Annotated in this window: 11 protein-coding genes; 6 read left to right on the plus strand and 5 right to left on the minus strand. The window is 72.4% G+C overall.

The window, feature by feature from the left end; translation table 11 throughout:
• The first annotated feature begins 140 nt into the window (after nt 1-140).
• The 6 genes from G9272_RS44360 to G9272_RS44385 all read left to right on the plus strand — a co-directional run bounded on the left by G9272_RS44360 (nt 141) and on the right by G9272_RS44385 (nt 7831).
• Nucleotides 141-1394, plus strand: a complete 1254-nt coding sequence (locus tag G9272_RS44360; RefSeq protein ID WP_171394619.1) for a 3-deoxy-7-phosphoheptulonate synthase — start codon at nt 141-143, stop codon at nt 1392-1394.
• 790 nt (nt 1395-2184) lie between these two features.
• Nucleotides 2185-3729, plus strand: coding sequence for an FAD-dependent oxidoreductase (locus tag G9272_RS44365; RefSeq protein WP_171394618.1), 1545 nt, complete (start codon nt 2185-2187; stop codon nt 3727-3729).
• A gap of 421 nt (nt 3730-4150) precedes the next feature.
• Complete coding sequence (gene qcrB / locus G9272_RS44370; protein WP_171394617.1) at nt 4151-5872, plus strand: cytochrome bc1 complex cytochrome b subunit; 1722 nt, start codon at nt 4151-4153, stop codon at nt 5870-5872.
• Between the two features lie 195 nt (nt 5873-6067).
• Nucleotides 6068-6427 (plus strand): DUF3099 domain-containing protein, encoded by a 360-nt coding sequence (locus G9272_RS44375; protein ID WP_171394616.1) that lies wholly within the window; start codon nt 6068-6070, stop codon nt 6425-6427.
• 221 nt (nt 6428-6648) lie between these two features.
• Nucleotides 6649-7149 (plus strand): hypothetical protein, encoded by a 501-nt coding sequence (locus G9272_RS44380; RefSeq protein ID WP_171394615.1) that lies wholly within the window; start codon nt 6649-6651, stop codon nt 7147-7149.
• A gap of 517 nt (nt 7150-7666) precedes the next feature.
• The gene (locus tag G9272_RS44385) at nt 7667-7831 is read left to right on the plus strand and encodes a hypothetical protein (protein ID WP_171394560.1); all 165 of its coding nucleotides are present in this window, start codon (nt 7667-7669) and stop codon (nt 7829-7831) included.
• Between the two features lie 44 nt (nt 7832-7875).
• Here G9272_RS44385 and G9272_RS44390 read toward each other — a convergent pair whose 3' ends face one another.
• The 5 genes from G9272_RS44390 to G9272_RS44410 all read right to left on the minus strand — a co-directional run bounded on the left by G9272_RS44390 (nt 7876) and on the right by G9272_RS44410 (nt 13312).
• Entirely contained in the window at nt 7876-9936 is a 2061-nt protein-coding gene (locus G9272_RS44390) for a helix-turn-helix domain-containing protein (protein WP_171394614.1), read from the minus strand.
• Between the two features lie 736 nt (nt 9937-10672).
• Nucleotides 10673-11041, minus strand: coding sequence for a pentapeptide repeat-containing protein (locus G9272_RS46035; protein WP_171394613.1), 369 nt, complete (start codon nt 11039-11041; stop codon nt 10673-10675).
• A gap of 160 nt (nt 11042-11201) precedes the next feature.
• Nucleotides 11202-11426, minus strand: a complete 225-nt coding sequence (gene infA, locus G9272_RS44400) for a translation initiation factor IF-1 (protein ID WP_010981942.1) — start codon at nt 11424-11426, stop codon at nt 11202-11204.
• Nucleotides 11423-12214: a GNAT family N-acetyltransferase gene (locus tag G9272_RS44405; protein WP_171394612.1), complete on the minus strand. Its 792-nt coding sequence runs from the start codon at nt 12212-12214 to the stop codon at nt 11423-11425. Before G9272_RS44405 ends, infA begins: the two co-directional genes overlap by 4 nt.
• Nucleotides 12215-12646: 432 nt before the next feature.
• Complete coding sequence (locus G9272_RS44410) at nt 12647-13312, minus strand: nitroreductase (protein WP_171394611.1); 666 nt, start codon at nt 13310-13312, stop codon at nt 12647-12649.
• Between the last annotated feature and the right edge of the window lie 501 nt (nt 13313-13813).

Here is a 13813-nt window from a genome sequence, read left to right on the forward strand (position 1 = left end):
CGGCGGGCGCACGTACCGACGCCGTACCGACGCCGCACCAGCCGCCCTGCCCGACCCGGCCGGAACGCGCCCAGGCAGCCGGCCCACCGGCCGGCCGGACGCTCGCCGGCCCGGGCGACCCCAGCTGAGGAATTGAGGTCATGTCTTTCGTGACTGCCGCCGTTCACGGTGCCGCGGGCGCCTGCCCGCCGCCTGACGACCCGAAGGCCGAATCCTGGCGGAGCCGGCCCGCCGCCCACCAGCCCGACTGGCCCGACCCCGCCGCCCTGCGCGCCGCGGTCGACGCGCTCACGGCCCGCCCGCCGCTGGTCGCGGCCCGCGAGTGCGACCTGCTCCGCGAGCGGCTGGCGGCCGTGGCCCGGGGCGAGGCCTTCCTGCTCCAGGGCGGCGACTGCGCGGAGACCTTCGACGCGCTCACCGCCGACCAGCTCGACGGCAAACTCCACACGCTCGGCCGGATGGCCACGGCGCTCACGTCCGCGACCCGCCTTCGCGTCGTCACCGTCGGCCGCATCGCCGGCCAGTACGCCAAACCGCGCTCCAGCCCGACCGAGACCCGCGGCGCCCTGACCCTGCCCGCCTACCGCGGCGACGCCGTCAACGACCGGCGCTTCACCGCCGAGGCCCGCACCCCGGACGCCCAACGGCTCACCCGCGTGTACGACGCCTCCGCCGCCACCCTGAACTACCTGCGCACCCGCCCGGCCGCCCGCCCGGACGACCCGCCCGGGCAGCTCTTCACCAGCCACGAGGCGCTGCTCCTGGAGTACGAGAGCGCCCTCACCCGCTTCGACGCCCGCACCGCAGGCCGCTACGCCACCTCCGGGCACATGGTCTGGATCGGCGAGAGAACCCGCCGGCCCGACGGCGCCCATGTGGAGTTCGCCAGCCGCATCCGAAACCCCGTCGGCGTCAAACTCGGCCCGCGCAGCACCGCCGACGAGGCCCTCGCGCTCGCCGACCGCCTCGACCCCCGGCGTGAACCCGGCCGCCTCACCTTCATCGTACGGATGGGCGCCGCGGCCGTCCGCGACGTGCTGCCGCCCCTGGTGGAGAAGGTGACGGCCGGCGGCGCCCCGGTGGTGTGGGTGTGCGACCCCATGCACGGCAACACCGTGCAGAGCCCCAGCGGCCACAAGACCCGCCACTTCGAGGCGATCGTGGACGAGGTCAGCGGCTTCTTCGAGGTGCACCGTGCGCTCGGCACCCACCCCGGCGGCGTGCACCTCGAACTCACCGGCGCACCCGTCACCGAATGCGCGGGCGGCACCCTGGCCCCCGTGGCCGCGGCCGACGTGGGCCTGCGCTACGAGAGCGCCTGCGACCCGCGGCTCAACCACGGCCAGTCGGTGGAACTGGCCCACCGGGTGGCCCACCTGATGGCCGACCGATGACCGAACCAACCGCCACCCCACCGGCCATCACGCCAGTGGCCGTCGCGCCCGCCGCCGTCACCCCATCGGCCGTCACGCCAGTGGCCGTCGCGTCCGCCGCCCTCACGCCATCGGCCGTCACGCCAGTGGCCGTCGCGTCCGCCGCCGTCACCCCATCGGCCGTCGCGTCCGCCGCCGTCACCCCACCGGCCACCACCCCGCCGGCCGTCAGGCCACGGCGGCGCCCGCCGACGATGACCCGCCGACGACGACCGGGTGGAACATGGCTGGCGCCGCCGGGTTCTTCCGCTGCTCCCGGGCCCGGCCGGGCCGCCCGATGGCGGGTGAGCACGGTACGCGGGGAGTGCCCCCGCGACGCGGGGCCGGGCCCGGCCCCGCCCGCCGGTTCCCGCCCCGCCCGCAACCGGCCTTCGGGGCACCGCCGAGCCGCCGCGCCCCGCCCCGGCCGCCCGCACACCGCCCCGCCGCCGCAGCGGCCCCCGTCCGGCGGCCTGCCGCGTCCTCGACGGCCGCCGGAGTCCTCCTCGTGAATCCCTCGACGTCCGCTCGAACCCCCGCCCCGGAACCGGCGCCGTGCACGGGCGCCGTCCGGCGCCCGCGCACGGCGCCGGACAGGCGCATCCCACCAGGCACATCGCCGCTGCACACCCCCGGCGACCCGCCGTCCCCGCCGCGCCCACCACAGCACCGCCCCCACCCGGCGGCCCCACCGGCCGGCCGGACACACCCTGCCGCACGGCCGGCCCCGCACCGCATGATGCAACCACAACACACAGGGGGGAAAGCCGAGTTGAGTCTGGACGCACGCGCCGTCGACGCAGGCGGCCACGGCCACGCCGTCGTGATCGGCTCGAGCCTCGCCGGGCTCACCGCGGCGCGGGCCCTGGCCAACTTCATGGACCGGGTCACCGTCATCGAACGCGACTGGCTGCCACGCGGCCCCGGGCGCCGCCGCGGCGTACCCCAGGCACGGCACCCGCACAGCCTCACCACCACCGCCCAGCACGGCCTGGAGCAGCTGTTCCCCGGCATCGGCCGGGACCTCACCCGCGCCGGAGCGGTCCGCGTCCGCATGCCCCAGGACATGCTGCTGCTCGGCCCTGCCGGCTGGCTGCCCCGGTTCGACTCGGGCCTGTCGATGCTGAGCGCCGGCCGCGACCTGATCGACTCGGTGATACGCGACCGGCTGCGCGCCGACCCCAAGGTGGCCTTCCTGCCGGCCCACGAGGTCGTCGCCCTGCGGGAGGGCGGCAACGACACCGTCACCGGCGTATGGGCCCGCGGCCGGGACCGGCAGGCCCCCGACGGCTGGACACCCCGGCGCCTGATACCCGCCGAATTCGTGGTGGACGCCTCCGGGCGCGACTCGTCCGCCCCCCGGTGGCTGGCCGAACTCGGCTACCAGCCGCCCGCGCAGTCGGTGGCCGCCGCCCGCACCGTCCACACCACCGCCGTGTTCGCGCCGCCCGTCGGCCATGTCGCCGACTTCAAGAGCCTGTTGCTCATGCCCTCGGCCGGCAACCCGCGCCAGGGCGTGCTCAACCCCGTCGAAGGCGGCCGCTGGTCGGTGTCGCTCAGCTCCAGCGACGGCACACCCCCGCCCACCGACCACGAGGGCCTGCTGCGCGCCGCGGCCGCCCTGCCCCACCCGCTGCTGCGCGACCTCCTCGAGGCCGCCACCCCGCTCGGCCCGCTCTACGGCTACGGCCCCGGCGAGCACCGCTGGCGCCACTACGAGAAACTGCGCCGCTGGCCCGATCAGTTCCTCGTCGTCGGCGACGCCCTCGCCACCCTCGACCCGGCCCACGGCCACGGCATGACGCTCGCCGTGCAGTGCGCACTCGTCCTCGACGACCTGCTGGCCGGCCACGGAACAGCCGTCGGCCTCAGCTACCGGCTGCGCCAGGCCCTCGCCCACCGCGTCGCCCCCGCCTGGCGGGCAGGCATCCGCAGCCTGAACGCGGCGCAGGCGGCCCAGGGCCTGCCGGCCGGACTGCGCGCCCGGCTCGGCAGACGGTACGCGGCCCGGATGGCGGCCGCCGCGACCACCGACCGGCACGCGGCGACGCTGCTGCTCCACCAGCACCAGACGGCCGCCCCGCCCGCCGCCGCGCTGCGGCCCCGCCTGCTGCGGGCCGCGTGGCGCCCCGCGCACGGCCCGGCCCCGGCGGCACCGCCCAGCCTCACCCACGGCCCCGAAGCGCGAAGGCGCCGCCCGGCCGCGCCGGACGTACCGGCCACCGGGCCCGCCGCCCTGGCCGCCCGGCCGCGGCCCACGGGCCCGCAGGCTCCCTGGCCGGCCGCGGCACCCGCAGGCGACCAGCGGCGGCCGTGAACCCCCCTGGCGCACCCGCGTGTTCGAGCCGTACGGCGGATTCGGCCCCATCGCGCGCCGAAGCGGCCCGGACCTACGCTGCGCACATGACAGGAGTGGATCAACCAGCCGCCGACCAGGCCCACTTGAGTGAAGAGGAACGCTCACGAACCGCCAACCCGGCCGTAAATCAAGGCCTGTTGTGGCCGCCGGCCGCAGACCGGATCCCGTCCGGCTCCCAACTCGCCCCGGAATCAACCCGGTACAGACTTGAGTCTCGCTTGAGCGCGGTTGTTCGCCCTCCTCACGCGTCGATAGCGTTCGATCCGCTCCAGGGCACGGGCCCGCTTGCGCCGCGGCAGGCCGCCCCCACCCCCGACCGCTCACCGGCCGGGCGGGGTGTGCCTGTGACGGCCGAGCGGCGACGGGAGGGCGCGCGGGTATGAGCACGATCGAGGAGGCTCCGCCGAGCGGGCGCACCGAAGCGCCCAAGGGCGAGCGCATCGCCGACTGGGCCGACGGACGGCTGGGGATCTACAACTTCGGATTCCTGGCCCGCAAGGTCTTCCCCGAACACTGGTCGTTCATGTTCGGCGAGATCGCGCTCTACAGCTTCATCATCCTCATCCTCACCGGAACCTGGCTCACCCTGTTCTTCGAGCCGAGCATGGCCGAGACCGTCTACCACGGCTCGTACGTCCCGCTCCAGGGCATCCCGATGTCGAAGGCCTACGCCTCCACGATCGACATCAGCTTCGAAGTACGCGGCGGCCTGTTCATCCGCCAGCTGCACCACTGGTCGGCCCTGACCATGATCGGCGCACTCTGCCTGCACACCCTGCGCCACTTCCTCACCGGCTCGTTCCGCAAGCCACGCGAGGTCAACTGGCTGATCGGCTTCGTGATCCTCGTCCTGGTCATCCTCGAAGGCTTCGTCGGATACTCACTGCCCGACGACCTGCTCTCGGGCACCGGACTGCGCATCGCCGAAGGCGTCACCCTCGCCATCCCCGTGGTCGGCACCTACGCGACCATGTTCCTCTTCGGCGGCGAATACCCCGGCCAGGACGTCGTCCCGCGGTTCTACAGCCTCCACATCCTGCTGATCCCCGGCATCATGCTGGCCCTGACCGTCATCCACCTGATCCTGGTCTTCTACCACAAGCACACCCAGTTCCGGGGCCCCGGCCGCACCGAGAACAACGTCGTCGGCCAGCCCCTGATGCCCCACTACACGGCCAAGGCCGGCGGCTTCTTCTTCCTGGTCTCCGGGGTCCTCGCCCTGACCGCGGGCATCGCCCAGATCAACCCCGTGTGGACCTACGGCCCCTACCGCTCCGACCAGATCTCCCAGGGCTCCCAGCCCGACTGGTACATGGGCTTCCTCGAAGGCGCCCTGCGGGCCTTCCCCGCCTGGGAATGGACCGTACCGGGCGGCTACACGGTCAACTTCGGCGTCCTGATACCAGCCGTCATCCTGCCCACCCTCATGATGCTCGTCCTCGCCCTGTGGCCCTTCCTCGAAGCCTGGGTCACCGGCGACAAGGACGAACACCACCTCCTGGACCGGCCCCGCGACCACCCCACCCGCACCGCCTTCGGCTGCGCCTTCGTCGCGCTGTACCTGGTCCTGCTGTTCGGCGGCGCCAACGACATCCTCGCCGAGCGCTTCCACCTCTCCCTCAACCAGATCACCTACGCGGTACGGATCGGGTTCTTCCTCGTCCCGGCACTGACCTACGTCATCACCAAGCGGATCTGCCTCGGCCTCCAGCTGCGCGACCGCGACAAGCTCCTGCACGGCCGCGAGACCGGAAAGATCAGAAGGCTGCCGCACGGCGAGTTCGTCGAGGTCCACGAGCCCCTCGACCGGGGACAGGAGTACGCCCTGCTGTCCAGGGAGGTCCGCGAGACGGCACCGGCGCCCGCGGCCGAGCACGACGGTGTGCCCAACCCGCGGGCCCGCAAGGAGATACTGCGCCACCGCCTCAGCCGCTGGCTGAACAGCGGCCAGATCCCCCACCCGACACCGCAGGAAATGCAGCAGGCCCGCGCACACCTCGACCACGCCCCGGACGGCCACGCCTCGCCGAACGGACACCTGGACACCGCCCGGCCCGGTGCCCTCCAGCCAGGACGCGAACCGGACCAGGAACTGCACTGACCCGGCGGCGCGGGCGGTCAGGGGACAGACCACCCGCGCCGCCCCCGTGCCGCCGGCCCGCACCGGCGGCACAGGCGAACACCCGCACCGCGCGGGCCCCCTCGGCCCCGCTCCGCAGAGAGCCCGCAGGGAGCCTGCTCCGCCCTCTTTTTCCGGCCATCCGGCACTCGAGCCGGAGCGTCCACGGAGGCCCTGATGCGCCGAACCCCCTGGCACCGGCACGGCCCCCGCCCCGAGTCCATCACCCAGGCCCGCACCGGCCTGACCCAGGACGTCCGCGGCCGCCAGCGCCGCTACCTCGCCGCCATGCTCGTACGCAGCGCCTGCGTGGTCGTCATGGCCGCCACCTGGAACCGCTGGCCCGCCCTCGCCCTCTGCGCCCTGGCCGGCGCCTTCCTCATCCCCTACGTCGCCGTGGTGGCCGCCCAGGCGGGTTGGCGCCAGCAGCGGGGCGCACGCCCCGCCCTGACCCGGATCCACGAAGAGCCCGCCGCCGCCCGCGTGCCCCTCGAACCCACCCTGATCCTGCCGCCGGAACACAACACCGCGGCCTGACCCGGCAGCCCACCGCACCCCTACCGGCGGACCGGACCGGCCGGCAGCCAACGAGTGTCCCCGGCCCGCATCCCGCGCTGCCTTTCCAGGCCAGGCCAAACCAAACCGCGGCGGCACCGTCCCGGCACGGCACCTCGGCGTGGCGGCGGCGTTCGGCTCCCGTCGGGCGGTAAGGGTTGCGGGCGGGGCCCGTGCCGGAGCGACGAGAGTGGGAGTCGGGCGTGACGATGGTCGGACTGTTCTGGATCACTCCGGACGCGGTGTACGTGGGGTCGCCGCCGACCGCCGTCGGGGGTGGTGTCCGGCTGACCGCCGACGGGCTGGAAGCCCTGGACCCCGGCGGCTCACGGACGTGGACGTGGGAAGGACTGCGTTCCGCGGTCATCGAGGACGTGCCCACCGAGAACCCGTCGGGCCGTGTGGCGAAGCTCCTCGGCTCGGTGGTCTCGGCCGCGGCCGGCGCCTTCATCGGCGAGGGCCCGACCGCGATGACGCTGCGGCTGGAAACGGAGGACGGGCCGCAGCAGGTGACGGTGTACTCGGCGGCGGCCGGAGGATACGGCGCCGAGGAGACGGCGCTCTCCCAGGACCTGCTCGCCCGCTTCGTGGCAGGAACCGCGGACCTGCGAGCCCTCGAGGCCTGGGGCTGTGAGCACGGCCAGGAGGCAACACCGAAGCCGCACGCGCGCAAGGCCCTGCTCCAAACCTGGACGCAGGAATGAACCGAGCAACCGCCGCGCCACGACCTCGCCGGCCACAGCCACGAGGCGGAGGGCCGGCACCGGCCCCGGGCGGTCTCCTCCCGAACGGCCCGGCACTGTGCGGTACGCCGGAGTGGGCACGTTCACGTGTACCCGGCCGGCCGCTGTCGCGCGTTCGCGGACACGCCCCCACAGACCGAAGCTCCGGGGTCCGCAGCACGCATGACAGGCACCCCGGTCCACAGGTTCCCGGCCCCTGTTCCTGAGCCGATGAACCGGGCAGCCGGGGCAGCTGGTCGGCGGTGCCTCGGCGGCCGTGCAGCGCCCGTTCCCGAGCGGCGTGCCGCGCCCCGGCTTCCTCGTTCTCAGCCGGCTGCGGCCAGGGCGGCAACAGCCCCGGACACGGTGGGCGGGCTCCCGGCGATCACGTGCACAGACGGTCCGCCGCATGGCAGGATGACGGCCGGCCGGAAGACCGATGCCGTGCAGACGTCCGAAGAGGGCTGCGCGCAACGCGGCGGGCCGGGGGAGCGCAGACATGGTCGCCTTCCACTCCTCCGCGCTGAACGGAGTCGCCGCCAACCCCGCCCTCCCCACACCGCTGCTGCTGCGGCTGATCGCCTTCGACGGCGCGGGCGCCAACCCGGCCCTTCCCCCGGACGCGATGGCCGTGGTCATGAACGAGGCCGGGGTGCCCGCCTGACGACGGGCACCCCGAAGCGACGCGGCCGGATGCCCGGGCCGGGGTCAGGAGGCGGTGGTGCCGAGGCGGTGGAGGGTGATGGGGACGCTGGTGCGGTTCCCGGTGGTGTCGATGCCGAAGCGCCCGGTGGCGGCGGGGACGGCGCCGTCGGTGAGGGCGTAGAGGTGGTTGAGGACGGCGTACCGGTTGGGGCGTGCGGTGGTGGGGGTGGTGGCGTTGCGGATGGCGGTGGTCGCGGTGAGGACGGCGTCGTGGGCGAGGACGGGCCAGTAGCCGCGGGTGGCGTGGCCGGCGGGGAACTTCTGCCCGTGGTGGTCGCCGGCGAAGGCCTCGAGGAACTTGTCGTACAGGTTGTGGTCGCTGTTGCCGGGGCCGCGCAGCGCCGCGGCGGCGGGCAGGGAGGCGTACAGGACGGCGATGGGTGCCTCGCCCTCCTGGTTCAGGCCGGTGAGGGTCTTGGGGTCCAGGGCCGCCGTGTCGGACCCCGAGACGACGGTGATGGGCCGGCGGTGGCAGCTGCGCCGGCCGAGGGCCTGGAGGAAGTCGGGCAGGTACTTCTCGCGGGCCGCGAAGTACACGGTGTCGACGGGGCGCTGGGTGTTGCACAGGTTCTGGCCGATGGTGTCCAGGATCGAGGCCGCCCCGCCGCGGGGGTCGAAGAAGAAGTCCGCCGCGGGGTCGAGGTGTTTCTTCAGCCCGCTGACGGTGCGGAAGTCCTGGTAGAGGGAGTCGGTGTAGAAGTCGCGGGTTCCGTTCGGGGTCACGTCGGTGCGCACCAGCGCGGCGGTGCGCGTGTCGCCGGCCAGTTCCTCGCCGAGCGCCTTGAGCTGGGCTGCGTTGGTCAGGGTGACGCGGACCAGCCCGTTGATGCGTTCCGGTCCGCTCTGCGGGCTGTCGATGGTGCCGGTGGTGTCGAATCCGTCGGCGGTGATGAGGTCGGCGACCATGGGGATGTCCTTCTTGCTGAGCGCACGGGCGGCGTCGACGGACTCCTGCTGGCTCAGTCCCATCCCGGTGACGGCGACCAGGTTCTCGACCCCGTCCAGCGCCTCGACGGTGTCCTTCCAGTGCAGTTCGCCGCTGCCCATGTTGGCCAGGACCAGACGGATCTTCAGCGGGCCGTCGTCGGTGTTGGCCCGTTCGACGGCCGTGTAGGCGCCCTCGACCTCCCCGACGAACTGGTCGAGCGTCAGGTCCTTGGCCTTGCCGGCCTGGCCCACCGAGGTCAGCGGCGCCAGGAACGCGATGGTGACGTACTGGCCGCCGCGGGCCGCCCGGTGGTTCTCCGCACCGATGGCCGTCAGCACGGGCTCCAGGGCGGAGCCGAACACGTCGGAGCGGTCGAGGCCGTCGGTCACTCCCGTGCACTCCCCGCCGGCCTCGGTCACCAGCGCCGGGTTCAGGGTCCCGCAGTGCTCCTCGCGGAACTTCTCCTGCCGCTGCCTCTCCTCTTCCAGCTGCTTGCCGCGCCGCACACGCTGATCGTGCTGGTCGACGGCGTACACCCCGGCGGCCACCGCGAGCGCGAGGGCGGCACAGACCGCCACGGCGGCCCGGCGGCGCGCCAGCCCGGCCCGCCACGCCTTCCACCGGCCGCCGTCGGCGGGCGGGATGTCGTCCGGGGACTTGCCCGGCGGCTTGCCGGGGGGCGCTGCCGGAGGCGGCGAAGGCACCGGGGGAGGGGAAGGCACCGGGGGAGGAGACGCGGCTGCTTCCGAACCACCAGGGTCCCCAGCCCCAGCCGGAGTCGGAGCAGGGGCCTGGGCCGGGGCCGGGACGGAAGCCTGGGTCGCGGACACCGCGGCCAGCTCCCGCCAGGCCTGCTGCCAGGGCTGGCGCTGCGCCTCGTCCAGACCGCACGCGGCCAGGAAATCGGCGACGAACTCCCACTCCGGCAGCCTGTCCCGCGACAGCACATTGGAGACGGTGGCCGGCGGGAGCCTCTTGCCCTGCCGCTGGCTGGCCTGCTCGAGCTGGGCGAGCGACACACCGAGCCCGGTGCGCAGTCTCGTCAGTTCCTCACGGAACTGCTGCCGGCTGCCGATCCGCGGCGGCACGGTGTCATGCGCCGCCTGCCGCCTGCCGGGCACCTGGTCCCACGCCATCACACACCTCCCGCGCCGGCGGCACCGGCGGTGGCCGTGCCGATGCCGAGCGCGCCGGCCGGGAACTGCTGCCGACGGAGAAGGCTGTATCGATGCAGCATGAACGAATTCCTGTCTTCCTGGGAGCGACGCCAATTCGCCGCACGGAGCACCCCGTGTCCGGTTACCGGCCGGGACACGAGGCGTTTTGGATTCCCCGACCCTGGAGGTGAAGACGTTCCGCGGCAAGGCTGTTATGCGAGCGGAACTCAAGAAAGCTCGGGGAATCTCCTGCCGCATCAGGATTCCGCTTTTCCGTTACCGGCTGACGGGTATTCCGATCTATTTCTGAAGTCTTCGGTCCGTGTCGCATACTGACCGGCTTCTTGCCGCGCCCGCCGGCGCACCCGGCCGCAGCACAACCCCACCATCCCGACCCCCACCGCTGTGACCTGCATGTACGGCGTTCCGAAACTCCGGCGCCCCTTCCGAAGGCTCCCGAAGAGGCGAACGATCTTGTGGTCACGGCGGTTCGGTGATGAGCTGGGAGACAGCGGCCCGGCCGCACCCCGTAGGAACTGTCCTGTCTTCCTGTCTTCCTGGGACCGGCAGCACGACGTCGGGGATCGAGGGGGTTCCTGTTACCGGCGGGAACCCCCTCCGCGTGCCCGTACGGCCCCACGGGACGAAACCTGTGGATCACGTCGAGTGAGAACGGCTGACGCAATGAGCCGGGGTGGTGGAAATCGGGCTGTGGTCATGCAGGCAACCCTCGGGTGTCCTTGAGGACGGCACCATCGAAACCCGCTGTCGACAGGTTCTTCGCCCCGGTGAGGTCGGCGCCGGTAAGGTCCGCTCCGGTGAAGTCCGCGTCACGGAGACCGGCTTGCCTCAAGTCCGCTCCGCGCAGGATCGCGCCGGGCAGGCTGGCACGGACGAGGCTGGCCCGCTTCAGGTCGGCATCCTCCATTTCAGCCCCAGTCAGGTACGTGTCGTCGAAGTGCGCCCCGGCCGCCTGGATCCGCCTCAGGTCGGCTCGCACGAGGTGCGACCGCGCCGGATCCGCATTGGTCAGGACGGCGTCCGCCAACTGGGCCTCATGCTGCACAACGACATCGCCTGGCAACTGCTGTCCTTGGAGCCGGAGTTCGGCTCGGGCCGGACCTGCCGGCGGTGGCTGGAGCGGTGGCCGCTGCGGCCGTGCGAGCCATCATCGGGGCCCCGGTCACGGAAACGCCGTGACCGGGGCCCCCGGGGTCAGCTACCGCGGAAGGTGTCGACCGCCGTCAGTTCCGGTACCGGAACACGATCCGGCCGCGCGTCAGGTCGTACGGCGGGAGCTCCACCAGTACCCGGTCTTCCAGCATGATCTTGATGTAGTTCTTGCGGATCTTCCCGCTGATGTGCGCGAGCACCTGGTGGCCGTTCTCGAGCTCCACGGTGAACATGGCGCTGCGCAGGCACTCGACGACCTTGCCCTCGACTTCGATGACGTTCTTGTTCTTCGTCATCGCACCAGCTCCAGGTTGCTGTTCATCGGCTGGGCGCCGATGCCCTCGAACAGCGCCGAGGCTGCTTGGTTGGACTCGTGGACTTCCGTACAGGCCGCGACGAACCCGGAGCGGTGCAGTGTCTCCAGCGCGTGGGCCAGCAGCGCCCGCGCGATGCCGCGGCGCTGCTCGCCGGCCCGGACCGCGACCAGCCCGATGCGCGGCCGGTTCACCGTCACCACCCGGATCAGACCCAGGTAGCGGTCCGGCGCCGCGGCCACCGCGTACTTCGACGGGTCGACGATGGTGTCGCCTTCGGGGCGGCGAATCACCTCCGCGGGCATCGACTGCCACCCGACGCTTGCCTCGACTTCGTCGCGGATCGCGCGGTCCACCGCCCGCAGCAGACTCTCGTCCGCCTGCCCGGCGGGCACGATCGTCACGCCCGAAGGCGGCAGGACTGCTTCGAGCCCTGTGACCTGCGGGTCGGTCGGCACGACGTACTCCCACTCGCGGCGCCGGATCGAGAAACCGGCCCGCCGCCAGCCGGCCGTCAGCTCGGCGTCGGCTTCGTCGACCACCGTGTACAGCGGCGCCGGCAGTTCCGCCAGCATCGCCTCGGCGAGCCGGTCGAAGGCGGCGTCGTGCCAGGCGTCGATGCTGACGAACAAGCGTCCGTCAGGCCGGTGCTCCGCATGCCCGCGGCCGACCACCAAGTCGTCATCCAGTGCATGCCATTGCCGGTCCGCGACGCGCGTGATCATCACCGCGTTCTCGCCCAGGCCAGATGTGAAAGGCTTCGTGTTCATCGGAGTCCCTTTCCAGGAGTGCCTCGATCTCAGGCGCTCCTGGCGACACCGAACGTCAGCCGCCGGACCGTGACGGGTTGAGGGAGCACCCATGGGTAACTGTGTTCACGGGGCTCACCTCCATACGACGACTTCACGGTCCATCACGAAAGTAGCAGCGGGGCGCCGCCTCGCTCAAATCCTTTCCTGCGAGCTCATGACGCGATCATGATCCGGTCTTCCTGAGGCGTCTCCAGCAGCTCGTTTGGCAGCAGGCCGAGAGTGTCGGTGACCAGGAACCGCTCACGGCCCTTCGGACCGACCTGCTGACGGTCTCGGCCACGCTCAAGTAGCGTAAGCAGGACGGGCGTTGGCAGCTCGCGCTGCCCGATGGCGGAGCGTTGGGCAGCGATCAGGACCAGGGCCTGTCCTGTCGATCTCGGACGTCAGCGGTCACACTCCGATGAAGCTCACCGTTTCCGTCATGTCCGCCCGTCCGGTACGCAGCCGTGGCACGCCTTCCTTCTCAAATCCCACTGAGATGCCGCAGAACAGCACGCGCTCGTCATCGGCTCCGACGGTTCGGCTGACGGTCCTGCGGTACATGGTCCACATCACCTGGGGGCAGCTGTGCAACCCTTCCGCCCTCAGCAACAGCATGACCGTCTGCAAGTACATCCCCGCATCACCCCACTGTCCGGGCCCCATCGTCCGGTCGAGGTAGCAGAACAGGACGACCGGCGCCCCGAACGCCTCCGAGTTCAAGGCAGCGATCTTCCGGGGCCGGTCGGGGGCGTCGCGCTCAATCCCCAGCGCTTCGTACCGCTGGGCCGCCGCCGCGGAGAAGCGGTCCAGATACGGCGAGGTCAGTTCGTCTGGGTACATCGGATACTCCCGCTCATCGCCCGGGTCTCCCGACAGCGCCCTGCCGGTCGCGCGCCTCTTCAGTTCGGCCAAGGGTTCGCCGGTCACGACATACAGATGCCACGGCTGGAGGTTTCCGCTGGACGGAGCCCGCGTCGCTGCGTTCAGTACTCGTTCGAGCACCTCCTTGGGCACCGGATCATCACTGAACGCCCGAACGGCCCGGCGGCTGTCCACGGCCTCATACACATCCACGTCTTCGCGTCCTCTCATTCCACCGGGCCCCTCCACCGTATTCAGCGGTCAGCACCGAGCATCGCCGTGGGCCGGACGGCGTCCCGACGCAGTCAGTCGTTGATACGACTACGGGGAGCAGGAGTGATCTGATTCCTGCCAAGGCATGGGGGCGCGGACACGCCGCCGAGGCGTGCGCGGCGGCAGGGATGCCGGCGGTCTTGCCGCAGCGGGCGGCCAGGCCGCGCCCTTGTCGATCGCCGGAGGTGCGGTGGCCGCGCCGGTCCGGGTGCGCAGACTGACCGATCAGGCGCGGCAACGGCCGGCAGCAGATGGTGCGTTGGGGCAGCACCGGCTCGGTGCACCACGGGCGAGCGACGATGCCGGCGGCCTCGGCCGGCGGGAACGGAAGCCGGTGATCGCCCAGTTGGTGCAGGCCGACGAGGACACCGTGCCGCCTACCCGCCCGCAAAGTCCACCGCCCCAGAATCGGCTCACGGCATGGGCAGTCGAGCTGGGACG

The organism is Streptomyces asoensis (assembly GCF_013085465.1).
Classification (GTDB): Bacteria; Actinomycetota; Actinomycetes; order Streptomycetales; family Streptomycetaceae; genus Streptomyces; species Streptomyces cacaoi_A.

Coding starts and splice junctions, on each gene's coding strand:
- G9272_RS44360 (WP_171394619.1), top strand. CDS start 141: ATGTCTTTCGTGACTGCCGCCGTTCACGGTGCCGCGGGCGCCTGCCCG.
- qcrB (WP_171394617.1), top strand. CDS start 4,151: ATGAGCACGATCGAGGAGGCTCCGCCGAGCGGGCGCACCGAAGCGCCC.
- G9272_RS44375 (WP_171394616.1), top strand. CDS start 6,068: ATGCGCCGAACCCCCTGGCACCGGCACGGCCCCCGCCCCGAGTCCATC.
- G9272_RS44385 (WP_171394560.1), top strand. CDS start 7,667: ATGGTCGCCTTCCACTCCTCCGCGCTGAACGGAGTCGCCGCCAACCCC.
- G9272_RS44390 (WP_171394614.1), bottom strand. CDS start 9,936: ATGGCGTGGGACCAGGTGCCCGGCAGGCGGCAGGCGGCGCATGACACC.
- infA (WP_010981942.1), bottom strand. CDS start 11,426: ATGACGAAGAACAAGAACGTCATCGAAGTCGAGGGCAAGGTCGTCGAG.
- G9272_RS44405 (WP_171394612.1), bottom strand. CDS start 12,214: ATGAACACGAAGCCTTTCACATCTGGCCTGGGCGAGAACGCGGTGATG.